We start from the raw sequence: 22,455 nt of genomic DNA on the forward strand, positions 1-22,455 counted from the left end.
CGCTCAGGGCGAGAGTCCGGTGGCGATGCGCTCGGTGTTCGCGCGCATCATGGTGAGGTAGGTGGGGGCGTCGCCCGACTCGGCGGTCAACGACTCGGTGAACAACGGGACGACGGCGACGTCGACGTCCGCCTCGTCGGCGAGCACCTGCACGAGCCGGTCGGGTTGCGAGGAGTCGGCGAAGATCGTCCGGACGCCGGCCTCCTCGATCGCGGTCGACAGTTCGTCGAGGTCCGAGGCGCTGGGGGCCGCGAGCGTGGTGCCGCTCGGGATGACGGCGCCGATGACCTGGAAGTCGTAGCGGGCGGCGAGGTACCCGAACACGTGATGGTTGGTGACGAGCTTCCGCTGCTCGGCCGGGATGGCGGCGAACGCCTCGGCCATCTCGGCGTCGAGCGCCTCGAGCTCGGCCGTGTACGTGGCGGCGTTCGCCTGCAGCTCGGCCGCGTCGAGCGTGGGGATCTCCTCGAGCAACGCCTCGGTGACCCCGTCCACGACCGACGTCATCTGCGTCGGGTCGGTCCAGAAGTGCGGATCGGTCGCGCCGGACGCGGTCTCGAGGACGTCGACGAGCGAGCCGGCCTCGACGATCGGCACCCCCTCGTCGGCCGCGGTCTCCAGGTGCTGGGTGAGTCCCTCCTCGAGTCCCAGGCCGTTCGACACGAGCAGCTGCGCACCGGTGATGCGCGCCGCCTGCCGCGCGGAGATTTCGAAAGAATGCGGATCGGCGTCGGGCGGCATGAGGGTCAGGACCTCGGCCTGGTCACCGACGAGTTCACCGACGACGTCGCCGAGGATGTTCGTGGTCACGACGACGAGCGGGCGGTCGTCGGCGCTCGCCGCACAGCTCGTCAGGCCGGTGCCCAGCACGAGGCCGGCCGCGAGGACGGCGGTCGTGCGCAGGAGGGCGGTCGTCCGGGGGATGGTCGCTCGCATGGTCAGCGTCCCGTCTCGGCGAGGAACGCCGGTGCCGTGTCGAAGGTGAAGGTGCGGGCGATCCGCGCGGCGTCGCCGTAGTCGATCTCGGAGACGGTGCGCGTGCCAGGGGTGTTCAGGTAGGCGCGGTTCTGATCGACTTCCAGCTGGACGCCCGTGGCGAGGTCGGCTGCACCGACGAGCGCGGCCGCGGTCCCCGTCACGGCGCCGGTGGCACCGTCGATGACGAGGAGGTCGCCGGTCGTCGTGAGGCCGACGACGTGCTGGTCGCGGTCGTCGACGGCGGTGACGAGCTGGAGCGGCGTGGGGGTCGGCAGCAGGGCCCAGCTGCGCTCGCGGGTGTCGAGCAGCCAGGCGCCGGAGGTGCCGGCGACGGCGGCGACCGTCGGACGGCCGGGACGCGCGTGGAAGGACGTCGCGCGGTCGACGGCGGCGACAGCCTGCGGATAGGGGATCGCCTCGAACGTGGGGACCGGGTCGGCGTCGCTCGAACTGCGGTCGACGACGGCGAGGACCGCGCCCTCCGCGCAGCCGATGACGACGCCGACGTTGGTCGTGATGCTGCCGGCCGGATCGGTGCACCCGGCGAGCACAGCGTCGGCAGCGGTCACGGACGCCGACGAGGGGTCGAGGAGGTCGCCGTCGATGCCGTGGAGATGCAGCTTGCCGGTCCCGTCGGTCGCGACGACCGTCTCGCCGATCGGCACAGTGATCCCGGGAGCACCGGGCGAGGTCCGGATCCGACCGGACTGCGTGATGTCGCCCGTGCCGAGTGCGGCGGTGTCGAGGAGGAGTGTCTCGCCCGAACCGGCGAACCGCACGGCGGTGGTCGTCGAACCGGCGGTGATCGTCGCTGGTCCGTCGCCCTCGATCTCGCCGACGACCCGCGCCTCGGCGCGGTAGTAGTGCTGGTGGTCCTCGTGGTCGACCGTCCACACACCGGTGTCGATGATCGTCACGGTGCCGGCGGGCTCGGACTGCGCGGCGACGAACCGGCCGTCGCCCGTGAGCGCCGAGATCGGGCCGAGCTCGGCGAGCGTCGTGCGCTCCTCGCTGAGCAGGTCGGTCAGCTCGACGGTGCCGTCGACATCGGCGGTCGCGAGGTGCAGTTGCGGCTCGGGGAGCTCGCTCGCGCCCTCGACGTAGCCGTGTCCGCGCGGTTCGTCCGAGGCCGTCGCGGTGGGTGATGCCGACCCCTGCGGCGCGCAGGCGGTCAGGGTCAGTGCGAGGGCGCCGAGAGCGAGCGCGGTGCGTGTGGCGCGGGGGAGCCGGTCGTCGGTCGGGCGGGTGCCGCCTGGTCGGATGGTCGGTCGGAGGAGTCGGTGCACGGTGCGCTTTCCAGATGGGTCGGTTCGGTGAGGTGGTCGTCGGGGTGGTCGAGGTGGCGGTCGGTGGGCCGCCGGAGCCGTCCGACGAGCGCCCGCGCGCCCCACGACACCGTGGCGAGCAGGATCGAGCAGGCGGCGATGGACGCTCCGGCCGCGGTGTCGCCGTACCAGGAGAGGAGCAGGCCGAGCAGCACGGCCAGGCCGCCGAAACCCGTGGCGAGCAGCATGATGAGCGGGATGCGACGCGCCCAGTGGGCCGCGGCGACGGCCGGCCCGAGGAGGAGCGCCACGACGAGCAGGGTGCCGACGGCGCTGTACGAGGCGACGACTGCGAGGGTCACGAGGCCGACGAGCATCGCGTGGGCGAGTCGCGGCCGGAGGCCCATGGTCTGAGCGACCCGGCGGTCGAAGGCGAGCGCGACGAACGGGCGGTGGAAGGCGACCGCGACGCCCACGGTGACGACGAGGGCGATGGCGAGGCCCACCAGGTCCGCGGGCCGGATGGCGAGGATGTCGCCGAAGAGGATCGCCGTGAGGTCGGTGGCGAACGATCTGCTCGACGACACGATGATGACCCCGAGGGCCAGCATGCCGACGAAGAGGAGACCGATCGAGGTGTCGTGGGACAGCCTGCCGCGCCGCGAGACGAGACTGACGCCGACGGTCATGACGACCGCGCTGACGGCCGCGCCGGCGACCGGCGGCAGGCCGAGGAGTGCCGCGGTGGCGACGCCGGGCAGCATGCCGTGGGCCATCGCCTCCCCGAGGAACGCGAGGCCGCGGAGGACGACCCAGGTGCCGACGACACCGCAGACGGCCGCCACCAGCAGACCGCCGATGAGGGCGCGCAGGAGGAAGGCCGCGGTGAACGGCTCGGTGATCCAGGTCATGGTCGAGCACTCTACATGAAAATGATTCTCAGTATTGATAGGGTGATGACATGCGATCCGCGACGAGCACCCCTCGCCCTCCGATGGCGGGACGGTCCGTCGTGTCCGGCATCCGACTCCACGACGTGTCGGCCGAGTACGACGGCGCGCGCGTCCTGCACGGGATCTCAGCCGAGGTCGGGGCGGCGGCCATCACCGTCGTCACCGGGGCGAACGGCGCGGGGAAGTCGACGCTGCTCGCGGTGATCGCGGGCCTCCACCGACCGACCTCGGGCGGCGTCGACGGCCTCGACGGTCGGTCGGCCGCCTACGTCCCGCAACGCAGCGCCGTGCCTGAGCGCTTCCCGGTCACGGTGCGCGACGTCGCGTCGATGGGACGCTGGCCGACGCTGCGTCGCTGGTGGGGTCGACTCGGGGCTCGGGACCGACGCATCGTCGACGAGAGCCTCGCCCGCCTCGACGTCCTGCACCTCGCCGGGCGCTCCTTCGGCGAGCTGTCGGGCGGGCAGCGCCAGCGGGTCCTCGTCGCGCAGGCGCTCGCGCGTGAGGCCGACCTCCTGCTGCTCGACGAGCCGACCGTCGGCCTCGACCGTGCTGCTGGGCTGGCGATCCGCGAGGTGCTCCGGGCGGAGGCCGACCGTGGCGCGACGGTGGTGGAGGTGACGCATGATCCGGTCGCGGTCGCGGAGGCCGACGCGCGGGTGCACCTCGAGGCGGGATGTCTCGTCGAGGATCCGCGGTGAACCGGCTGGGGATCGCCCGGCGACCCGTCTCCGGCCCCCGGCGCGTTGCTAGAGTTTTCGCATGAGCCAGGCCGAGCAGCAACCCGAACCCACGACCGGCGCCGCTGCGGCGGACGCCCAGGCGGCCACCGAGCGATTGGGCCGCCTGCGGAGCAGCATCGACAACATCGACGCGGCACTCGTCCACCTGCTGGCCGAGCGGTTCAAGTGCACGCAGGAGGTCGGTCGCCTGAAGGCCGAGCACGACATGCCTGCGAGCGACCCGGCGCGCGAACAGCGGCAGATCACCCGTCTCCGGGCGCTCGCCGAGGAGTCGCACCTCGATCCGGCCTTCGCCGAGAAGTGGTTCAACTTCGTCGTCGCCGAGGTCATCCATCACCACGAGCGTCTCGCCAACCAGCACTGATCCCGCGTGTTCCGTTCCGCCAGCGCGGTGCGCTGACGCGAGCGCGGGTCTGTGGCGTGAGCGCGGGTCTCCGGAGGGTCGCGCCCACGCGTGTGGCCCGCGGTCACGCCCGTTCGTGTGCGGTCAGGCCCGTTCGTCCGCGCTCGGCCCGATTCGCGCGCGGTCACGTCGGCGCACCGCGCTGACACCTCGGGTGAACCAGGGCAAGGGGTGACGCTTCTTCGGGCGGTGTCCAGCGTCCTGCGCCATCATGAGTCCATGACCTGGAACGCCGACTCCCTGCCCGATCAGACCGGACGCGTCGTCCTCGTCACCGGAGCGAACGCCGGCCTCGGCTTCTGGACGAGCCTCGGGCTCGCGCGAGCCGGTGCGGAAGTCATTCTCGCGTCACGGAGTGCGACCAAGACCCAGGCGGCGATGCGGGCGATGCGGGTGAAGGTGCCCGATGCCCGACTCAGCCACCTCCCCTTCGACACCTCCTCGCTCGACTCGGTGCGCGCGGCGGGCGAGCGACTCGCGGACCTCGACCGTCTCGACGCCCTCGTCGCGAACGCCGGCATGGTGCACATGCCGAAGGAGCGGCAGGAGACGTCCGACGGCATCGAGCTGGTCTTCGCGACGAACGTCGTCGGCCACGCCGCCCTGCTCGCCGAGGCCCTGCCGGTGTTGCAGCGCACGGCGGATGCGCACGATTGCGCGCCGCGCGTCGTGCTCCTCGGAAGCCTCTCCACCCTGCTCGTCCGGTTCCACGGCGACGACCTGCAGCTCCGCGACGGGTACAGCGGCTGGCAGGCGTACGCCCAGTCGAAGATCGCCCTCTCATCGCTCGGCTTCGAGCTCGACCGTCGGCTCGCGGCGTCGCACAGCACCGTCCGGGCCCTCGTCGCGCACCCCGGCTACTCGGTCAACGGACTCGACCGTCGCGTCCCCGGCGTCAACGAGCCGACCCGCGGGCGCCGTTTCTCCGACACCCTGCAGTCCGTCTACGCGCAGAGCAAACAGCGGGGTGCCGAGCCGACGCTCCGAGCGGTCACCGACGAGGCGGCCGACGGTGGTTGGTTCTACGGTCCCCGGTGGTTGACGAAGGGTGACGCCGTCCGACAGACCCCGGCAGCGATCACGACCGATCGAGACGTCGCGTCGGCGCTCTGGACCGACCTCGAGCGGCTCATCGGCACGCCCATCTTCCCGACCTCCTGAGCACAGACGTCAGCGCACCGCGCCGGCACGAGCGCGGGGGAATCGGCCCCAGCGCGGTGCGCTCGCGTGACTGCGCCTCAACCGGCGTGACTGCGGGGCATGGCGCTGAGCGCACCCCTCCGGAGGCCCGCGCTCGCGCCACAGACCCGCGCTGACGTCAGCGCACCGCGCTGGCGCAACCAGACCTCAGTCGGCGGGGGTCGCCGGCGGCTGCAGGACCCGCAACCACTCCTCGGTCTGCGCGACGTGCGCTGACGCCGCCCCGGCCGCGCCGACGGGGTCGCGCGAGAGGATCGCCTCGGTCATCGCCCGGTGGCCGCGGTTGCTGACGCGACGCAGCTCGTCGCCGGCGGGGAGGCTGAAGACGTCGTAGGCACGTGAGCGCGACCGGAAGACCTGGAGCAGGGCCGTCAACGTTGCGTTCCCGGCCGTCCGCGCGATGAGTTCGTGGAACCGGTGGTCCAGCTCGCTCGACTCGGCGGGGTCGGTCGTCCGCTCCATCGCCTCCACGAGTTCGGCGAGTTCGGCGCGCACCTCGTCGCTCGCGCGAGCAGCCGCCTGCGAAGTGGCATGGGTCTCGAGCACCCGCCGCAGCTCGTACATCTGCAGGAGACCGTCGAGGGGGAGGAGGTCGACCGTGAGCGACAGACTGCCGATGATCTCCTCGGGCCGGAGCATCGACACGTAGGTGCCCGAACCGTGCCGCGACTCGATGATCCCGAGGGCGGCCAGCATGCGGACGGCCTCACGCAGGGACCCACGGGACACGCCGAGTTCGTCGCAGAGCTCGTTCTCGGCCGGGAACCGCTGCCCCGCCACGAGCCGTCCCGACGCGATCATGTGTCGCAGGCCGTGGAACGCGGTGTCGACTGCGGACATGCGGCTCCTCCTCAGGGGTCGTCCCGCCATCGTAGCGGCCTCTCACCGGTGATCCGCGAGCCGCCGCGGACCATGAGACATCCGATGACTCCACCCTCAAAGACCAAGTCATCCGATGAATCGATCCCGAAACGACCTGAGTGATCACTTGTAACACGACAGAAACCCAAGTCATCAAACGTTGCCCCTATGGTTATCGGACAATCCACTGCATAATCGACTCGGAGGAACGTCACTGTGGACACTCGCACCATCGCACGGCCAGCGCCGCTCACGCTCGGCGACGGCCGACCGGCAACGGCCGGGTGGACGCTGGATCCGACCAAGCGTCACATCAACCACGGATCCTTCGGGGCTGTCCCGATCGTCGCGCAGGAGCATCAGCAGGCCCTCCGCCGTGAAATGGAGGCGGCGCCCCTCACCTGGTTCCCGGCCCTCCCGGCCAAGGTCGGCGCGGCCCGTGTCGGGATCGCCGACTTCCTCGGGGCCTCGGTCGACCAGCTCGCCATGGTTCCGAACGCGAGCGCCGGCGCGAGCGTCGTCTTCTCCAGCCTCCCCGTGCAGCCTGGCCTCGAGATCATCGTCACCGACCACGGCTACGGCGCCGTCACGATGGGGGCCGAGCGGCTCGCGCGTCGCTGGGGCGGCACCGTCCGGACCGCCCGCATCCCGCTCGACGCCGACGCGCAGACCGCCCACGACGCCGTCGTCGCCGAGTTCAGCGACCGCACGGCCCTCATCGTGATGGACCAGATCACCTCGCCGACCGCCAGACTCCTGCCGGTCCAGCAGATCGCCGCCACGGCCCGTGCCGCCGGCATCCCCACGCTTGTCGACGCCGCCCACGTCCCCGGCCTCTACGCCGACCCCATGCGCGACCTCGACTGCGACTTCTGGGTCGGCAACCTGCACAAGTTCGGGTGCGCCCCTCGCGGTGCCGCCGTCCTCGTCGCCCGCAGCCCGCTCGCGCAGGAGCTCTACCCGCTCATCGACTCCTGGGGTTCGCCGTACCCGTTCCCGCAGCGATTCGACACCCAGGGCACGGTCGACGTCACGAGCTACCTCGCCGCGGCGACCTCGCTCGGGTTCATCGAGGACATGTGGGGCTGGTCGGCCGCCCGGGACTACATGACCGAGCTCGCCGACTACGCCGTCGAGGTGGTCGCCGACGCCGTGACCGCCATCACCGGCGAGGACAGCCACGTCGACGTGGGCATGCCGGTCAACGCCCTCCGGCTCGTCAAGCTCCCGACCGGCCTCGCGACGACCCACGCGACCGCCGACGGTCTCCGCGACCGCGTCTCCGCCGAGCTCGGTGTCGAGGGCGCGTTCACGAGCCTCGACGGGATCGGCTACGTCCGACTCTCCACCCACGTCTACAACACCCCCGAGGACTTCGAACACTTCGCCGAGCACGCCGTCCCGGTCCTCGCGCGATGGGCCGAGGAGGAGCGCGCGGCCACGAGCTGAGCGCGGAACCGCCCGACCCGACATCACCACACCCGTATCACCGCACTGCACCGGCACCACAGCACCCACCCCCGCAGCACCCCCACCAGCACCACTCAAAGGAGAAGCGAGCATGAGGAAGTCACGCGCAACGGCAGCCATCGGCCTGTCCGTCGTCACCGGCCTCGCCCTGTCGGCCTGTGCCGGCGGCGCGAGCGACGGCACCGTCACCCTGCAGATGGTCGAGAGCCTGACCAACCCCGCCCGGACCGAGGTCTTGAAGTCGCTCATCGCGGACTTCGAGGCCGACAACCCGAAGATCAAGGTCGAGCTCATCTCGCCGCCGACCGACCAGGCGGACCAGAAGATCACCCAGATGCTGCAGTCCGGCTCCGGCGTCGACGTGCTCGAGGTCCGCGACATCACCGTCGGCCCCTTCTCCACCAACGGCTGGCTCGACGACATGAGTGGCGAGCTCGAGGACTGGAAGGGCTGGGACGACCTCACCGACAACGCGACGAAGTACGCGAAGGGCGAGGACGGCAAGGTCTACTACGTGCCCTACGGCTTCTACGGGCTGAGCCTGTTCTACCGCACCGACCTCATCAAGGAGGCCGGTTTCGACGGGCCCCCGAAGAGCTGGGACGACCTCCTCGAGCAGGCCTCCGCGATCCAGGACCCCGCGAAGAACCAGTTCGGCTACGCCTTCCGGGGCGGCACCAACGCGAACAGCAACGTCGTCGCGGCCATCGAGGCCTACGTCGCCGACGACCTCGACACCGAGAACGCGTTCAAGCTGACGAACGGCGACACGATCTTCTCCGCACCGGAGGCGCTCGACGCCGTCAACACCTACTTCGACCTCTTCAAGGAGGCCTCGCCGCCGTCGTCCGTCGCGTGGGGCTACCCCGAGATGGTCGAAGGCTTCTCGAACGGTTCGACCGCGTTCCTCCTGCAGGACCCGGAGGTCATCGCGACCGTCGAGCAGTCCGAGGCGATCACGGCCGAGCAGTGGAGCACCGCTCCGCTGTTGACCGGCCCGACCGGCAAGGCCGCGCAGCCCATGGCGACTGCGGGCTGGGGCACGGCGGCGTCGAGCGAGCACAAGGCCGAGGCCGCGAAGCTCATCGAGTTCCTCTCCGAGGACAAGCAGGCCACCACCTTCGCCCAGGAGAACAGCCTCGTCCCGATCGTCAAGAGTGCGGCGGACAGCGACTTCTACAAGACCGGCCCGTGGGCCAGCTACGTCACGATGAACGAGAACCCGGACACCTACCTGAGCGTTACGCAGCCGCGCGGCTCCTCCTGGTGGACCGAGTGGATCCAGAAGTCCGACTCGGAGATCCAGCAGGTCCTCATCGGCCAGCTCACGCCGGAGAAGCTCCTTGCGGGCTGGGACGAGTACTGGACCGAGAAGTGGAAGAGCGAGTAACCGTCCATGACGACCACCACTGACGAAGCGGGTCGCACGCAGCAGCGGGCGACCCCGACACCCCCGGCCGGTCCCTCGCGGACCGCCGGCGGGCGTCGGGGGGGGACCCTCCCGGGGCGCNTCTACTACCCGATGATCGCCGGCTCGCAGATGGCGTTCCGCAACTGGAACCTCGCCAACCTCACCGACACCTCGTGGGTGGGCTTCGCCAACTTCCTGGCCGTCTTCGCCGACCCCGCCTTCGGCAAGGTCGTCGCGAACACCGTGCTCTGGGTGGTGGCCTCGATCGTCCCGCAGTTCGTCATCGGCTTCGGCATCGCCCTGTGGCTGCGCCGGAAGTTCCGGTTCCGCGGCCTCTACCAGGCGATGATCTTCTTCCCGTGGGCCATCTCGGGCTTCCTCATCGGCATCCTGTTCCGCTGGATGTTCAACAGCGAGTTCGGCGTGATCAACGACCTGCTCCAGAAGGTGGGGCTGATCGACACCCCGATCCCGTGGCTGGCTGACCCGAACACCGCGATGTTCGCCGTCATCGTCGCGAACGTCTGGTACGGCGTCACGTTCTTCGCGATCATGATCCTCGCCGCCCTGCAGTCGGTGCCGGAGGACCTCTTCGAGGCCGCAGCGCTCGATGGCGCGGGCAAGGCGCGCATGCTCTTCCAGATCACGATCCCGTACATCCGCACGACGCTCGCCCTCACGGTGCTGCTCCGGGTCATCTGGATCTTCAACTTCCCCGACATCATCTACGGCATGACGGGCGGTGGTCCGGCGAACCAGACCCACATCCTGACGACCTGGATGATCGCGACCACCCAGCGCGGCGACTACGGCCGGGCCTCCGCGATCGGCCTCATCGTCGTCGCGATCCTGCTGGTGTTCACCGCGTTCTACCTGCTGTCCATGCGTGAGAAGAAGGTGAAGGCATGATCGACCAGGAGACCCGGACGGCGAAGGTCGTCAAGTTCCTCTTCCTCGGGCTCTGGCTCGTCATCACGGTGTTCCCGCTGTACTGGATCGTCGTCACCTCGTTCAAGAAGCCGGGCGCGATCTTCTCCTACCCGCTGACGTACTGGCCGGAGGTGTTCTCGGTCGAGAACTACCTCGGCCTGTTCAGCAAGGCGCAGTTCGGCACCTACGTCGTCAACAGCCTCATCGTGGCGACGATCGCAGCCGTCGTGGCGACCTTCATCTCGATGCTGTCGGCGTACGTGTTGGCGCGGTTCGAGTTCCGGAGCAAGGGGGCGATCCTGCTGGCGTTCCTCGCCACGCAGATGATCCCGTCGTTCATCGCGCTCGGCCCGCTCTACCTGCTAATGACGCAGCTCAAGCTCGTCGACAACCGGTTCGGGCTCATCCTCATCTACATCGCGGTGTGCATCCCGTTCTGCACCGTCATGCTCCGTGGATTCTTCGAGAACATCCCCGACGCCCTCGAGGAGGCGGCCATGATCGACGGCTGCTCGCGGTTCGGCGCGCTCTTCCGGGTGCTCGTCCCGGTGCTGAAGCCCGGGATCGTGGCGGCGTTCATCTTCAACTTCGTGAACTGTTGGAACGAGCTGTTCCTCTCGGTGACGCTCATCAACAGCGATGCGAACAAGACGATCCCGACGGCGCTCAACGGCTTCATCACGAGCTACAACATCGACTGGGGCTCCATGTCGGCGGCCGCCGTGCTGACGATCATCCCGACGATGGTGCTGTTCGCGTTCGCGAGCCGGTACATCGTGCAGGGCCTGACCGCGGGAGCGGTGAAGGGCTGAGCCCTCTCATTCGCCCAAAAATGGGCGAGCCGACGCCCGTTCGCCCATTCCTGGGCGAGCGGGCGTCGTCATGAGCAGCCGTCCGGTGAACCTGTAAGCCAGCTGATAGTTCGATCGGCTAGCGACCGACAGGTGGAAGATGAACCATGTTCGGTTCGAAGCAGACGACGAGGTCACTCCGCTACGCCCGCTACGGCGGGCCCGACGTACTCGAGTTCATCGAGTCCGAGATGCCGCATCCCAGATGGGGCGAGGTCGTGGTCGACGTCCTCGCGAGCGGCATCAACCACATCGAGGCGTTCGTCCGCGAGGGGCACCTCGCCGAGACGGTGCCGATCGAGCTGCCGACGGGGCAGGGGAGCGACTTCGCCGGATTGGTCCGCGAGGTCGGAACCGGGGTCGAGGGCTGGAAACGGGGCGACGAGGTGATCGGTCACGCCGTCCGCGGCGCGCACGCCACCCAGGTCGTCGTCCCGGCGTCATCCCTCGTCCGCAAGCCGAAGCGCGTGAGCTGGGAGGAGGCCGGCGGGCTCTACCTCGCTGGACTGACGGCGCTCGACACGCTCGACGGGCTGCACCTCAAGCAGGGCGACACCCTCGTCATCTCGGCGGCGGCCGGTGGCGTCGGGAACATCGAGGCGCAGTTGGCGAAGTTCGCGGGGGTCCGGGTCATCGGCACGTGTGGTGAGCGCAATCACGACTTCCTCCGTGAACAGGGCGTCAAGCCGGTCGTCTACGGCGAGGGCATGGCGGATCGGATCCGCAAGCTCGCGCCAGAGGGCGTGACGGCGTTCATCGACAACTTCGGTCAGAACGGCCAAGAGCTCGCCTTCGAACTCGGCGTCCCGCCGGAGAAGTACCGGCCGAGCGAGGATCGGAAGGCCATCGAGCTCGCCGCACTCGAGCCGGACGAGGAGTTCGCCGCGCACGCCACGAAGCAGCTGCAACGTCTCGCGGAGTACGCCGCCGACCACGCGTTGAAGGTCGTCGTCTCGGCGTTCTACCCGTTCGACCTGATCATCGACGCGTTCGAGGATCTTGAGCGGCTGCACGCGCGGGGCAAGATCATCGTCGGTATGCGTCCGGCGAACCCGGAGCGCATCGTCAAGCAGCGGGACCTGCACGACGCCCGACCCTGACGACGGTCAGCGCGGTGCGCTGGCCCGAGACGTCGGGTTCCGGCGCCAGCGCGGTGCGCTGACCCGAGATGCTCGGTCCCGGCGCGGGCGCGGGTCCAGGGCGTGAGCGCGACCCTCCGGAGACCCGCGCTCGCGCGTGTGGGGCGCGCTCGCGTCAGCGCACCGCGCTGGCGATCGGGCAGGGAGGGCGGGGCTAGTTGAAGATGAAGCCGAGGACGGTCGCGCCGCCTCCACCGAGGACGAGTGCGACGACGAGGACCCAGGCGATGAGTCGCTGACGACGCTTGCGCTGCTCGCCCCATTCGGCCAGCTCCCGGTCTTCGCTGCTGCTCATCACCCCAGCCTACCGGCGAGGTTCTCGCCGGGCATCAGGCGACGGCCGGGACGAGCGCCTTCACCGAGGTGGTCCTCGCACGGGCGATCGCGAACGTCGTCGCGGCGAGCGATCCGAAAAGCCAGAGGACGAGGCCGACGACGCCGGCCGCTGCTCCCGCGTCGCCGATCGCGATCGCCTGCAGGCCACCGAGCGCCGGTGCGATCGGCAGGAAGGTGAGGATCTGGTCGAGCACCTGGGGAACCGTCGCGATGATCCCGGTCGCCAGGCCGATGATGGCGACGATCATCGAGATGAACCGTCCCGCACCGCCGAAGAGGGCGTTCAGTGCTTGGTTGGCGGCGGCGAACACGAGGCCCGCGAGCACGGCGACCCCGGCGAAGGCGAGCCAGCCACCCGCGTCGAGATCGAGCAGCGGTGCGGTGATGACGGCGACGAGCAGGCCCTGCAGCATTCCGATCGCCCCCGCCGGCACGAAGGCACCGAGTGCGAGCCGCAACGAGGACCGCGTGGACCCGAACGCTCGCGAGGGGACCGGCCGCAGCACGAGGAAGCTCGCGAGCGCACCCAGCCAGAGGGCGAGGACGGCGTAGAAGGGAGCGCTGTTCGTGCCGAAGGACACCGTCGCCGAATCGCCGGCCGAGACCGGGTCGGCGACGACGTCCGCGAGCGTCTGCCGGTCGGAGCTCGTGTAGGTCGGCAGGCTGTCGACCGCGCTCTGCAGCCCGGACGCGAGCGAGGTGATCCCGCCGGACAGGGTCCCGGCCCCCGACGCGAGCTGGTTCGACGCGTCGGCGAGCTGGGTCGTGCCGGCGGGCGCCTGGCCTGCACCGTCGGGGAGGGCGGATGCACCCGTCTGCAACTGCGCCGTCCCGGAGGCGGCCTTGGAAGCGCCGTCGGCAAGGCCTGCTGCGCCCGCCGCGATCTGTGCCGCCGCGGTGTTGATCTTCGCGATGCCGTCGACGAGCGCGGGCATCTGGCCGGAGAACTGCTTGGTCTTCGTCGCCAGGGAGGTGGTGCCGGGGTATCCGGTCGAGATGTCGCCGTCGGTGAGGGCGGTGGCGGTGCCGAAGGTCGTGAGGATGTCCTTGCACAGCGTCGGGTCGATCGCCGTCAGCGCTGCCGCCTTCACCGGGTCCAGGCAGCGAGCCGCCACGGACGTGGCCGCAGCCTTCGTCGCGTCGGCGACGCGGGAGGTTCCGATCGCCGCCTCGGCGAGCCCGTTGGCTCCGCCGACCAGCCCCGGGTTCTCCGCGCTCCCGTCACCCTGCGTCCCGGCGTACAGCGTCGCGGCTCCGCTCGCGAGCGGGGCCGCCCCGTCGCTCAGCTGCGTCGCACCGGAGGATAGCTGCGTCGCGCCGTCGGCCAGCGCATCCACCCCGTCACTCAGCTGCGTCGCACCCGACGACAACTGCGTCGCGCCCGCGGCCAGCTGCGTGGTGCCGTTCGCGAGTTGCTGTGCACCCTGCGCGAGCGAGAGTCCGCCCGTCGAGAGCTGCTTCGCACCGTCGGCGGCCTCACCGAGCTGGTCGTGGAGGGTGTTGAACCCGACGTAGACGTTCTCGAGGTAGGTGGTGGTGAGCTGTCGACCGAGGAGCGAGGCCGCGGTCTGCGTGATCGTCTGGGAGATGGCGTCGTCGACGAGCTTGCTGCGGTCGCTCGTCGTGACGTCGAGGCGGGCGCGCTCGGCGTCGGCGGCGTCGCCGGAGAACGAGGTCGCCGCCTTCGAGAAGTTCTCGGGGATCGTCACGACGGCCGTGTACGAACCGTCGGCGAGGCCCGCCTTCGCGTCGGACGCGTCGGTGATCACCCAGGCGTAGTTGGTCTTCTGGTCGCCGTCGACGAGGCCCGCGGAGAGCTGGCGTCCGAGCGGCACGGTCTGGCCGTTGACGGTCACCGGCTTGTCGTCGTTCACGATGGCGGCGGTCACCTGACCGAGTCGTTCCGCCGGGTTCCACAGCGCCCAGACGAGTCCGCCGGCGATGACGAGCGGCACAAGGATGAGGCCGATGATCGAGACGACCGTGATGCCCTTGCCGGAGCGGGCCCGTTCGAGGCGGTTCAGGATGGTGCTCATGCGTCGACCTTCGATTCAGCGATGACGGTGGGAGTTGAGGAGGAGGCGGCGCGGTCGAGGTCGAGTACCTCCGGCGCCGTGGTCGGCAGGACGTCGGCGAGCGAGGACGCGTCCGCGGTGCCGACGACGATCGTGAGCGGCCGACGCGAGCGTTCCGCGGCTCTGGTCGCCGTCAGGAGGTGCTCGTACAGTCCGCGTCTCGTGTCGTCGTCCGGCACGGTGTCGACCCCGTCGAGGACGATGACGGCCGGGCGTTCGGCCAGCGCCGAAGCGAGCGTCCCGACGGGTTCGCCGTGGTCGAGACGGACGTACGCGACGCGGGACCGGACGGCCCCGGCGCGGACCGGCAGGACCAGACCGGCGACCTTGAGTCGACCGTGGTCGGGTTCGAGGCGACCGGCCAGCGTCAGCAGGAGGGCGGTGACCGAAACCGGGCGCGCGCCCTGCACCGCGAGCACGCCACCGACCGCGACCGTCGTGTCGACGTCCTCGTACAGCGGGCCGTCCGCACCGGCCAGGGTGACCCCGGCGGCGGCGATGGCGACCTCGTCACCGTTGCGCCACTCGCGCAGCTCGAGTTCGCGCTGCAGGCCCTCGCCCTCGACGTCGAAGGACGGCAGGATGCGGTCGAGCCACTTCGGCAGGTACCAGGCGTGGTCGCCGAGGAGCGCGAGCACCGCCGGCACGAGGGTCATGCGCACGATGAACGCGTCGACGAAGACGCCGACCGCGAGCCCGAGGGCGATGGGTTTGATGTTCGTGTCGCCCTCCGGCACGAAGGCGGCGAAGACCGCGAACATGATGACGGCGGCGGCGGTGACGACCTTCGCCGAGCCGAGGAAGCCGGTCTCGACGGATCGCCTCGCGAGTCCCGAATGGACGAAGTCCTCGCGCATCCGGGAGACGAGGAAGACCTCGTAGTCCATCGCGAGTCCGAACAGGACACCCATGAGGATGATCGGCATGAAGCTGATCACCGGACCGGTCCTCGCGACGTGGAGGGCCTCGGCGAACACGCCGTGCTCGAAGACGAGGGCCACGACGCCGAACGACGCGGCGACCGACAGCAGGTAGCCGAGGGTCGCCTTGATCGGTACCCAGATGGAGCGGAAGACCATCGTCAGGAGCACGAGCGACAGGCCGACGACGATCAGACCGAAGGGGAGGAGGGCGCCGCCGAGGCGGTCGGAGATGTCGATGCCGATGGCCGTGAACCCGGTGACCTGGAGGTCGACGTCGTACTCGTCCTGGAAGTACTGGTGCAGTCCTCGGATCTCGGCGACGAGGTCCTTCGTCGCCTGGGAGTCGGGACTGCCGCTCGGGATGACCTGGATGATCCCGGTGTCGGCCGTCGCGTTGGGGGTGGCGAGCGGGACGGCGGCGACGCCGTCGAGTCCCTCGATCTCCTGCTTGAGGTCGGCCATGAGTCCGAGCGGGTCGGTACTGCCGACGATGCCGCCGGTGACGATGAGTGGCCCGTTGAAGCCCTCACCGAAGTGCTCGGAGACGAGGTCGTACGTCGTGCGGGCTCCGTCGCCCTCCGGCAGGGAACCGGCGTCGGGGAGCGCGAGTCGGAGTGACAGGGCGGGGATGGCGAGGGCGCCCAGGACGGCGACGACGGCGACGATCGTGACGATGGGGAGTCGCGTCACGCCGCGCACCCAGCCGAGGAAGAAGCGGTTGGGGTGCCCTTCGACAGGCTCAGGGACCGCGTTGTGGGGCTCAGGGACCGCGTTGTGGGGCTCAGGGACCGCGTTGTGGTGCTTAGGGGCCGCGGTACGGGGCTCAGGGACCGGGCTGTGGTGCTCAGGGACCGCGTCCTGTGGGCCGTCGACCGGCTCGGCAGCGCCCCGGGTCGCCGCGCGCTTCCTGGCCCGCTTCGCCTTGGGCCGGAGGCGTTCGCCGGCGAAGCCGAGCATGGCCGGGATGAGGGTGAGCGAGATGACGACCGCGATCGCGACGCCGACCGCCGCGGCGACACCCATCGTCGTGAGGAACGGGATGTTCGCGACCGCGAGCCCGAGGAGGGCGATGATGACCGTGAGGCCCGCGAAGATGACGGCGGAACCGGCCGTCGCGGTCGCACGGGCGGCTGATTCGGCCGGGTCGAGCCCGCTGCGCAGGCCGTCCTGGTGTCTCGAGATGATGAACAGCGCGTAGTCGATGCCGACGGCCAGGCCGAGCATGAGCGCGAGCATCGGCGTCGTGGAGGAGATCGGCCCGAAGACCGTCGCCACGAAGATGAGCGCCATCGAGATGCCGACCCCGAGCAGTGCGGTGACGAGCGGCATGCCCGCGGCGAGGAAGGAGCCGAATGTGAGGATGAGGACGACGAGCGCGACGACCACGCCGACGAGCTCGATGATGCTCAGCGTCGGCAGGCTGTTGCTGAAGAGCTGCCCGCCGAGGGACGACTCGGCACCGGCCGGGAGGGCCTTCGCGAGGCTCGCCTCCGCGTCCTCGACGTCGCTGATCGTCGCGGCGGTGATGTCGGTCTGCGCGCTGTCGAACTGGATCGAGATGAGCGCCGCCCGCTGATCCTCCGAGACCGCCCCCGTCACGTTCTCGTCGAAGGGTGAGACCGCCTGCTCGACCTGCCCGATGTCGCCCAGGGCGGTGACGGCGTCGTCGATCGCCGACCGGACCCCGGCGTCCTCGACGGTGTCGCCCTTCGGCGCGACGACGATGATCTGCGCCGAGGCGCCGGCCACCTGCGGGAAGGTGTGGTCGAGCGAGTCGAGCGCCTCCTGCGACTCCGTGCCGGGGATGGAGAAGGCGTTGTCGGTTCCCTGGTTGAAGAGCAGCGCGCCTCCACCCGCGAGGGCGAGCACGGCGATCCAGAGGATCAGCACGAGCTTGCGGGCGCCGAACGCCCAGCGGCCGAGGGTGTAGAGCAGTGAGGACACGCGTCGCTCCTAGGGAGGTCGGCGCTGCTTGCAGGCGAGCCGACGGAGAAATTCGAACAGGATCGATACATCGGTGTATCCGATACACGACTGTATTGGATACAGTGGTGTATCGGCAAGAAGTCGGTCGAGCTGTCAGTAAGGTGTCAGGATGCGCGTGCACGAAGCGGTCGAGTCCCCGAGCGACGAGGCACCCGTCGAGTCCGCGCGTCGGCAGCGGACGCGCGAGCGGCTCGTCGACGCCGCCTACGAGGTCTTCGCCGAGTTCGGCGTCCACGCGGCGTCCGTCGAGCAGATCAGTGAGCGCGCGGGCTTCACCCGTGGCGCCTTCTACTCCAACTTCGATTCGAAGGAGGAGTTGTTCTTCGCTCTCGAGTCACGAGAGAACCAGCTCCGACTCGATCGCCTGGAGGCCGGACTGCAGGCGGTCAGTCCGTCGCTCCTCGACGCAGCGGGCCGCTACACCGAGGGTTCGCTCGAGGCCCTGATCCGTGCCTTCCTCGAACTCCAGCCCGATGACCGCCGCTGGTGCCTCGTGCAGTCGGAGTTCCGGATGCTGGCGATGCGCGACGCCGACGTCGCAGCCCGCTACCTGCAGCACCAGGAGAGCGCTGGCCGCCAGCTCGCCGCGTGGCTCGACCAAGCGGCCGGACTCGCACACGTCCGGTTCACGATCCCGACGCCCGACATCGCGAACATCGTCGTCGCCCTCTACGAGTCGGCCATCCAGACGGCCGTGCTCATGGACCCGGACGGCGATGAGGGCTCACCGCGCGAGCTCGCGATGCGCACGCTCCCGGCCATCGTCCGCGCCCTGACCGAGTCGGTCACCGACTGACGTCAGGCGGACTCGCCGGATCGATCCGGCTGCAGCGCCTGGGCCAGCATGACGATGATGCCGCTCGGCCCGCGCACGTAGCTGAGCTTGTAGACGCCCTGATAATCCGCGACCCCGCGGAGCGGGTGGCAGCCGTGTCTGGCGGCGATCGCGAGCGCCTCGTCGATGTCGTCGACGGCGAACGCGACGCGGTGCATGCCGATCTCGTTCGGCAGCGTGGGTTCGGTCTCGATCGCGTCCGGGTGGAGGTACTCGAAGAGTTCGAGGCGTCCGTGACCGTCCGGCGTCTGCAACATCGCGATCCTGGCGTGGTTACCGTCGAGGCCCACGGCCGTGTCGGCCCACTCGCCGCTCACCGTGTCGCGGCCGAGTACGGTGAGGCCGAGGTCGGTGAAGAAGGCGATCGTCGCCTCGAGGTCGCGGACCGCGATCCCGACGTTCTCGAGTCTGATGTCCATGGGCTGCACGCTACCCGGCGGCGCGGGCCCGATCCAGGGTCTCCTGGAGCGGGCCCGCGTCGGAGCAGTCCGGCGGCGGCTCCGACTCAGCCGCTGAGGGCCGAGGTCGGTGGTGTCCTGGCGGCTCGGATCGCCGGGTAGAGGCCGGCGATCGCCCCGATCACCAGGGTCGCGCCGACGCCCGCGAGCAGCACCTCCGCCGGTACGGCGGTCGGCCAGTCGTTCACCGCGGCGACGACGCTCGTGACGCCGGTACCGATCGCGGCGCCCGCGACCCCGCCGAGCGCGGAGAGGAGGAGTGCCTCGGTGAGGAACTGGGACCGGATGTGGCCCCGCGTGGCCCCGAGGGCGCGACGGAGGCCGATCTCGCGTCGGCGTTCCAGGACCGAGATGACCATCGTGTTCGCCACCCCGATGCCGCCGACGAGCAGCGCGACCGAGCCGAGGCCGAGGAGGAGACCGGTGAAGGCTTGATCGGCAGCCTGCTTGGCGGCGAGGGCGTCCGACGGCCTGGAGACCTCGACCTCCTCGGGTGCAGCAGGGTTCACGGTGCGGGGGAGGAGCTCGCGGACGGCCTCGACGCGTTCGTCGGAGGACCGTTCGTAGACCGTGGTCGGTTTGCCGTCGTACCCGAAGCGTTCGGCGGCGACGGTCTCACCGATCATCACCGTGGTGTCGAGTTCCGGGGCGAGGTCGAGCGGATCCAGGATGCCCACCACCGTGAAGTACTGGTCGCCGAGCTGGATCATCGAGCCGACCGTAGCGATACCCAGCCGTTCCGCGGCTTTCGACCCCAGGACGACCGTGGGGTAGCTCGCCGTCGCCCGGTTCAGCCACTCACCGGTGGCGAGGGTACCGCCCACGACGTCCAACAGGCTCTCCGTCACCGCCGCTGCGCCGAGGCCCCCACTCGACGCCCGGTCGATGAGGCTGCTGCGGTAGACGAGGACGCCGTTCAGCACTGCGGCGGAGCCGGCCCGTTCCACACCGTCGACCAGTCCCACCTTGCCGACGGTGTTCGTGGGCAGGGTCGCTGCCTCACCGAAGAGGTTCTGGCCCGGTTGGACGGTCAGCAGGTTCGTCCCGAGAGCGGAGAGCTGCGCCTGCAGTTTGGCCTGACTGGATGAGGAGATGCCGACGACCGCGATCATCGCCGCGATGCCGATCGCGATCCCGAGGGCGGACAGGACAGCGCGCGTCGGCCGTGCCCGCAGACCCGTCGTCCCGAGCCGGAGGACGTCGCGACCGAGGAGCCGCGACCGTCGATCGTGGTCGGGGTTCATGTGCTCCTCGTTCATGCGGCCAGCCCCGAATCGTTCACGATCCGGCCGTCGCGGATCGCCACCTGGCGGGGGAGTCGCGCAGCGAGTTCGGCGTCGTGCGTGATCACGACGATGGTCGTGCCGGCCTCGTGGAGTTCGTGCAGCAGCTCGACGATGCTCGCTCCGGACACGGAGTCCAGGTTGCCGGTGGGTTCGTCGGCGAGGAGCAACGGCGGGTCACCGACCACGGCGCGTGCGATCGCGACCCGCTGGCGCTCACCGCCGGAGAGCTGGGTCGGGCGGTGGCCGAGACGGTGGCCGAGGCCGACGCGTTCGAGGGCGACGACCGCGCGACGACGGCGCTCGGCCCGGGGGACCCCGGCGTAGATGAGGCCGTCGGCGACGTTGTCGACCGTGGTCGAGCCGTCGGCGAGGTGGAACTGCTGGAAGACGAAGCCGATGCGGTACGCGCGGAGGGCCGAGAGCTTCGCGTCGGAGAGGCGTCCGACGTCCGAACCCGCGATGCGGGCGGTCCCACCGGTCGGTCGGTCGAGGGTCCCGATGAGGTTGAGCATCGTCGACTTCCCGGAGCCGCTCGGTCCGACGATGGCGACGAACTCGCCCTCCTCGACCGTGAGGTCGACACCCGCGAGGGCGAGCGTGGGTGGCTCGCCGTACTCCCGGGTGACCCCGTCGAGGTGGATGATCGGTGGTCCGGCCGGCTGCGTGAGTGCGGCTGCCGATGCCGTCGTGGTGTCCGTCATGAGACCGGCACCACGACGTCGAGACCTTCGCGGATGCCGTCGCCTGAGACCTCGACCCGACCATCGGCGAACAGACCGGTCGTGACCGGGACCTGACGGCGCTTCCCGTTCCCCTCGACGACCTCGACGCCGAACGTCGTGTCATCGATCGCGATGAGCCCTTCCACCGGGACGGAGAGGACGTTCTCACGTCGTTCCGTCGGGAAGCCGACCGTCACGGTCGCGCGCTGCAGATCGGCTGCGGCCGCCGGATCGTCGAGCGTGATGCCGACCGGGATCGTGACCTTCTTCTGTCCGTCCGCATCCGACTCGGTGGGGACGCCGACATCGGTGACCGTGCCGGTCGTCCGCTGTCCGCCGGGGAGGTTGACGTCGACCTTCGTCCCGACGACGCCGAGCCGCTGATCGGCGAGCTTCAGCGGGACGTCGATGCGCTTCACGAGGGACGAGACGGTGACGATCTTGTCCGAGGCGGTGGTGCCGACCGCGGCGTCGACCGATGCGATCCGCACGTCGCCCGTCATGAAGACGACCGATCCGAGCTCCAGGCGTCCGGTCTCCTCGACGCCGAGGGCTTTCTGCCACCGCTCGATGGCACGCACGGTCGACGCGGCGAACTCGTCGTCCGGTTCACGGTCGAAGTAGCCGAGGGCCGCGAGGCTCATCTCGAGTTGCCGGACGTCCGGTCCGTCGGTCATACCGGACTCGAACGCCCGCCAGGTCGGGAGCGGTCCGTGGAGGAGCATGACCGGGACGTTGTCGAGGGCGTAGAGGGTGCCGCCGAGCGAGACCGTGCTGCCGGGAACGGGCACCGCCGTGACGATCCCGGCTCCACCGCCGATGGTGCGCTGGTCCGCGTAGTCGAGGGTGCCGCTCGCCTGCGTCGTGCCCGCGAGGTCGCCGGCGGTGATCGGTGCGGTGCCGGTGCGGATGCTGCTGACCGGCTCTTCCTGGTTCGGCCCCTGCGTCGGTGCCAGCGTGACCGCCGCGGCGGCGCCGCCTGCAAGCAGGACGGCGCCGACGCAGACGGCCACGACGACCCCTCGTCGTCGGTTGCTCATCGGTCGGTGGAGCCGAGCGGCGCGCTCGAGTCGGACGAGAGACCGCAGGCTTCCATCACCTCTTCCGTGACGTCGGAGGGGATCTGCATGGCCTGCCCTTCCACCGGGTCGGCCATCTCGTATCCCTGTTCGCGGAAGCACTCGGCCATCTCGAGCTGCTGCTCGAAGGCGTCGGCGACCGCGGGGTTTCCTCCGGCGGGTACCGGAGGCGTCCCGAGACGGTCGATGCAGGTCGCGGAGGCGTCCTGGAAGGCATCCTGGTCTCCGTCGCCGAGGGTCACGGACGCACCGCCAGAGCCGTTCTGCTCGGGGTCGGGCATGTCGACCCCCTCATCGCGCATGCAGGAGGCGAAGGCGACCTGCCAGTCGTCGAACGATTGCACCGCCTTCGGGGTCTGGCTGCTCGAGTCGGGCGAGCCCGAGCTGCAGGCCGCCAACGATCCGATGAGGAACGGGATCGCGATGAATGCGGCGAGTCTGCCGGCCGGACGGCGGACGGAACGGGTGATGGTGATGTCGGACATCTGCTCTCCTCAGTGGGTGGGGCTGACTGGTGACGACCAGTCCACTCGGCGGCGCGTTGTCGGGGC

Annotated in this window: 21 protein-coding genes; 9 read left to right on the forward strand and 12 right to left on the reverse strand. The window is 70.0% G+C overall.

All coding sequences use genetic code 11. From position 1 onward, the window contains the following. Nucleotides 1-3 precede the first annotated feature (3 nt). From aztC to aztB, 3 genes are read right to left on the reverse strand one after another with little or no spacing between them, the layout of a single operon-like run. Complete coding sequence (gene aztC, locus IFU30_RS04890) at nucleotides 4-936, reverse strand: zinc ABC transporter substrate-binding protein AztC (protein ID WP_192004498.1); 933 nt, start codon at nucleotides 934-936, stop codon at nucleotides 4-6. 2 nt (nucleotides 937-938) lie between these two features. After that, nucleotides 939-2,264, reverse strand: coding sequence for a hypothetical protein (locus tag IFU30_RS04895; RefSeq protein WP_342450803.1), 1,326 nt, complete (start codon nucleotides 2,262-2,264; stop codon nucleotides 939-941). Further along, complete coding sequence (aztB, locus tag IFU30_RS04900) at nucleotides 2,156-3,154, reverse strand: zinc ABC transporter permease AztB (RefSeq protein WP_192004499.1); 999 nt, start codon at nucleotides 3,152-3,154, stop codon at nucleotides 2,156-2,158. Before aztB ends, IFU30_RS04895 begins: the two co-directional genes overlap by 109 nt. A gap of 50 nt (nucleotides 3,155-3,204) precedes the next feature. Between aztB and aztA the strand changes: the two genes are divergently transcribed. From aztA to IFU30_RS04915, 3 genes are all read left to right on the forward strand, one after another. Continuing rightward, nucleotides 3,205-3,897 (forward strand): zinc ABC transporter ATP-binding protein AztA, encoded by a 693-nt coding sequence (gene aztA / locus IFU30_RS04905; protein WP_197977380.1) that lies wholly within the window; start codon nucleotides 3,205-3,207, stop codon nucleotides 3,895-3,897. A gap of 61 nt (nucleotides 3,898-3,958) precedes the next feature. Then, nucleotides 3,959-4,303 carry a chorismate mutase gene (locus IFU30_RS04910; RefSeq protein WP_064296108.1) on the forward strand — a complete coding sequence of 115 codons (345 nt, stop codon included), beginning with the start codon at nucleotides 3,959-3,961 and terminating at the stop codon, nucleotides 4,301-4,303. A gap of 258 nt (nucleotides 4,304-4,561) precedes the next feature. Further along, nucleotides 4,562-5,503, forward strand: coding sequence for an SDR family NAD(P)-dependent oxidoreductase (locus IFU30_RS04915; protein ID WP_192004500.1), 942 nt, complete (start codon nucleotides 4,562-4,564; stop codon nucleotides 5,501-5,503). 186 nt (nucleotides 5,504-5,689) lie between these two features. Here the strand turns inward: IFU30_RS04915 and IFU30_RS04920 are convergent, their stop codons facing one another. Beyond that, complete coding sequence (locus tag IFU30_RS04920) at nucleotides 5,690-6,382, reverse strand: FadR/GntR family transcriptional regulator (RefSeq protein ID WP_079705021.1); 693 nt, start codon at nucleotides 6,380-6,382, stop codon at nucleotides 5,690-5,692. Between the two features lie 237 nt (nucleotides 6,383-6,619). Here IFU30_RS04920 and IFU30_RS04925 point away from each other — a divergent pair, with 237 nt between their 5' ends. The 5 genes from IFU30_RS04925 (at nucleotide 6,620) to IFU30_RS04945 (ending at nucleotide 12,165) form a co-directional block, all read left to right on the forward strand. Continuing rightward, complete coding sequence (locus tag IFU30_RS04925; protein ID WP_192004501.1) at nucleotides 6,620-7,852, forward strand: aminotransferase class V-fold PLP-dependent enzyme; 1,233 nt, start codon at nucleotides 6,620-6,622, stop codon at nucleotides 7,850-7,852. A gap of 112 nt (nucleotides 7,853-7,964) precedes the next feature. Beyond that, on the forward strand, nucleotides 7,965-9,263 hold the full coding sequence (locus tag IFU30_RS04930; protein ID WP_192004502.1) for an ABC transporter substrate-binding protein: 1,299 nt from the start codon (nucleotides 7,965-7,967) through the stop codon (nucleotides 9,261-9,263). A gap of 150 nt (nucleotides 9,264-9,413) precedes the next feature. Further along, the gene (locus tag IFU30_RS04935) at nucleotides 9,414-10,193 is read left to right on the forward strand and encodes a carbohydrate ABC transporter permease (RefSeq protein WP_249404707.1); all 780 of its coding nucleotides are present in this window, start codon (nucleotides 9,414-9,416) and stop codon (nucleotides 10,191-10,193) included. After that, nucleotides 10,190-11,026 (forward strand): carbohydrate ABC transporter permease, encoded by an 837-nt coding sequence (locus IFU30_RS04940; protein ID WP_192004504.1) that lies wholly within the window; start codon nucleotides 10,190-10,192, stop codon nucleotides 11,024-11,026. Before IFU30_RS04935 ends, IFU30_RS04940 begins: the two co-directional genes overlap by 4 nt. A gap of 146 nt (nucleotides 11,027-11,172) precedes the next feature. After that, nucleotides 11,173-12,165 (forward strand): NADP-dependent oxidoreductase, encoded by a 993-nt coding sequence (locus IFU30_RS04945; RefSeq protein WP_192004505.1) that lies wholly within the window; start codon nucleotides 11,173-11,175, stop codon nucleotides 12,163-12,165. 193 nt (nucleotides 12,166-12,358) lie between these two features. Here the strand turns inward: IFU30_RS04945 and IFU30_RS04950 are convergent, their stop codons facing one another. Genes IFU30_RS04950 through IFU30_RS04960 form a run of 3 tightly spaced genes read right to left on the reverse strand, consistent with a single transcriptional unit; the run spans nucleotide 12,359 to nucleotide 17,482 of the window. Then, nucleotides 12,359-12,499: a hypothetical protein gene (locus IFU30_RS04950; protein WP_162852291.1), complete on the reverse strand. Its 141-nt coding sequence runs from the start codon at nucleotides 12,497-12,499 to the stop codon at nucleotides 12,359-12,361. 34 nt (nucleotides 12,500-12,533) lie between these two features. Beyond that, nucleotides 12,534-14,576, reverse strand: coding sequence for a YhgE/Pip domain-containing protein (locus IFU30_RS04955; RefSeq protein ID WP_192004506.1), 2,043 nt, complete (start codon nucleotides 14,574-14,576; stop codon nucleotides 12,534-12,536). Beyond that, entirely contained in the window at nucleotides 14,573-17,482 is a 2,910-nt protein-coding gene (locus IFU30_RS04960) for an MMPL family transporter (protein ID WP_192004507.1), read from the reverse strand. The genes IFU30_RS04955 and IFU30_RS04960 overlap by 4 nt, the downstream gene beginning before the upstream one ends. 151 nt (nucleotides 17,483-17,633) lie before the next feature. Here IFU30_RS04960 and IFU30_RS04965 point away from each other — a divergent pair, with 151 nt between their 5' ends. After that, entirely contained in the window at nucleotides 17,634-18,320 is a 687-nt protein-coding gene (locus tag IFU30_RS04965; RefSeq protein ID WP_124768631.1) for a TetR/AcrR family transcriptional regulator, read from the forward strand. A 2-nt stretch (nucleotides 18,321-18,322) separates the two neighbouring features. Here IFU30_RS04965 and IFU30_RS04970 read toward each other — a convergent pair whose 3' ends face one another. The 5 genes from IFU30_RS04970 to IFU30_RS04990 form a co-directional block, all read right to left on the reverse strand. Beyond that, on the reverse strand, nucleotides 18,323-18,778 hold the full coding sequence (locus IFU30_RS04970; protein WP_192004508.1) for a VOC family protein: 456 nt from the start codon (nucleotides 18,776-18,778) through the stop codon (nucleotides 18,323-18,325). Between the two features lie 86 nt (nucleotides 18,779-18,864). Next, nucleotides 18,865-20,076, reverse strand: coding sequence for an ABC transporter permease (locus IFU30_RS04975; RefSeq protein ID WP_244631726.1), 1,212 nt, complete (start codon nucleotides 20,074-20,076; stop codon nucleotides 18,865-18,867). Next, entirely contained in the window at nucleotides 20,073-20,804 is a 732-nt protein-coding gene (locus IFU30_RS04980) for an ABC transporter ATP-binding protein (protein WP_192004509.1), read from the reverse strand. The genes IFU30_RS04975 and IFU30_RS04980 overlap by 4 nt, the downstream gene beginning before the upstream one ends. Beyond that, on the reverse strand, nucleotides 20,801-21,865 hold the full coding sequence (locus IFU30_RS04985) for a peptidoglycan-binding protein (protein ID WP_192004510.1): 1,065 nt from the start codon (nucleotides 21,863-21,865) through the stop codon (nucleotides 20,801-20,803). The genes IFU30_RS04980 and IFU30_RS04985 overlap by 4 nt, the downstream gene beginning before the upstream one ends. After that, a complete protein-coding gene (locus IFU30_RS04990) occupies nucleotides 21,862-22,389 on the reverse strand; it encodes a hypothetical protein (protein WP_137242347.1) in 528 nt (175 codons plus the stop codon). Before IFU30_RS04990 ends, IFU30_RS04985 begins: the two co-directional genes overlap by 4 nt. Nucleotides 22,390-22,455: the final 66 nt, after the last annotated feature.

The sequence above is a fragment of the Plantibacter sp. CFBP 8798 genome (assembly GCF_014841195.1).
Lineage (GTDB): Bacteria > Actinomycetota > Actinomycetes > Actinomycetales > Microbacteriaceae > Plantibacter > Plantibacter auratus.

Excerpts from the sequence above, each read along its gene's own strand:
- IFU30_RS04915 (WP_192004500.1), top strand. The coding sequence starts at position 4,562 with ATGACCTGGAACGCCGACTCCCTGCCCGATCAGACCGGACGCGTCGTC.
- IFU30_RS04955 (WP_192004506.1), bottom strand. The coding sequence starts at position 14,576 with ATGAGCACCATCCTGAACCGCCTCGAACGGGCCCGCTCCGGCAAGGGC.
- aztB (WP_192004499.1), bottom strand. The coding sequence starts at position 3,154 with ATGACCTGGATCACCGAGCCGTTCACCGCGGCCTTCCTCCTGCGCGCC.
- IFU30_RS04930 (WP_192004502.1), top strand. The coding sequence starts at position 7,965 with ATGAGGAAGTCACGCGCAACGGCAGCCATCGGCCTGTCCGTCGTCACC.
- IFU30_RS04985 (WP_192004510.1), bottom strand. The coding sequence starts at position 21,865 with ATGAGCAACCGACGACGAGGGGTCGTCGTGGCCGTCTGCGTCGGCGCC.
- IFU30_RS04910 (WP_064296108.1), top strand. The coding sequence starts at position 3,959 with ATGAGCCAGGCCGAGCAGCAACCCGAACCCACGACCGGCGCCGCTGCG.
- IFU30_RS04940 (WP_192004504.1), top strand. The coding sequence starts at position 10,190 with ATGATCGACCAGGAGACCCGGACGGCGAAGGTCGTCAAGTTCCTCTTC.
- IFU30_RS04935 (WP_249404707.1), top strand. The coding sequence starts at position 9,414 with ATGGCGTTCCGCAACTGGAACCTCGCCAACCTCACCGACACCTCGTGG.
- IFU30_RS04980 (WP_192004509.1), bottom strand. The coding sequence starts at position 20,804 with ATGACGGACACCACGACGGCATCGGCAGCCGCACTCACGCAGCCGGCC.
- aztC (WP_192004498.1), bottom strand. The coding sequence starts at position 936 with ATGCGAGCGACCATCCCCCGGACGACCGCCCTCCTGCGCACGACCGCC.
- IFU30_RS04950 (WP_162852291.1), bottom strand. The coding sequence starts at position 12,499 with ATGAGCAGCAGCGAAGACCGGGAGCTGGCCGAATGGGGCGAGCAGCGC.
- IFU30_RS04965 (WP_124768631.1), top strand. The coding sequence starts at position 17,634 with ATGCGCGTGCACGAAGCGGTCGAGTCCCCGAGCGACGAGGCACCCGTC.
- IFU30_RS04920 (WP_079705021.1), bottom strand. The coding sequence starts at position 6,382 with ATGTCCGCAGTCGACACCGCGTTCCACGGCCTGCGACACATGATCGCG.
- IFU30_RS04945 (WP_192004505.1), top strand. The coding sequence starts at position 11,173 with ATGTTCGGTTCGAAGCAGACGACGAGGTCACTCCGCTACGCCCGCTAC.
- aztA (WP_197977380.1), top strand. The coding sequence starts at position 3,205 with ATGCGATCCGCGACGAGCACCCCTCGCCCTCCGATGGCGGGACGGTCC.
- IFU30_RS04975 (WP_244631726.1), bottom strand. The coding sequence starts at position 20,076 with ATGAACGAGGAGCACATGAACCCCGACCACGATCGACGGTCGCGGCTC.
- IFU30_RS04970 (WP_192004508.1), bottom strand. The coding sequence starts at position 18,778 with ATGGACATCAGACTCGAGAACGTCGGGATCGCGGTCCGCGACCTCGAG.
- IFU30_RS04990 (WP_137242347.1), bottom strand. The coding sequence starts at position 22,389 with ATGTCCGACATCACCATCACCCGTTCCGTCCGCCGTCCGGCCGGCAGA.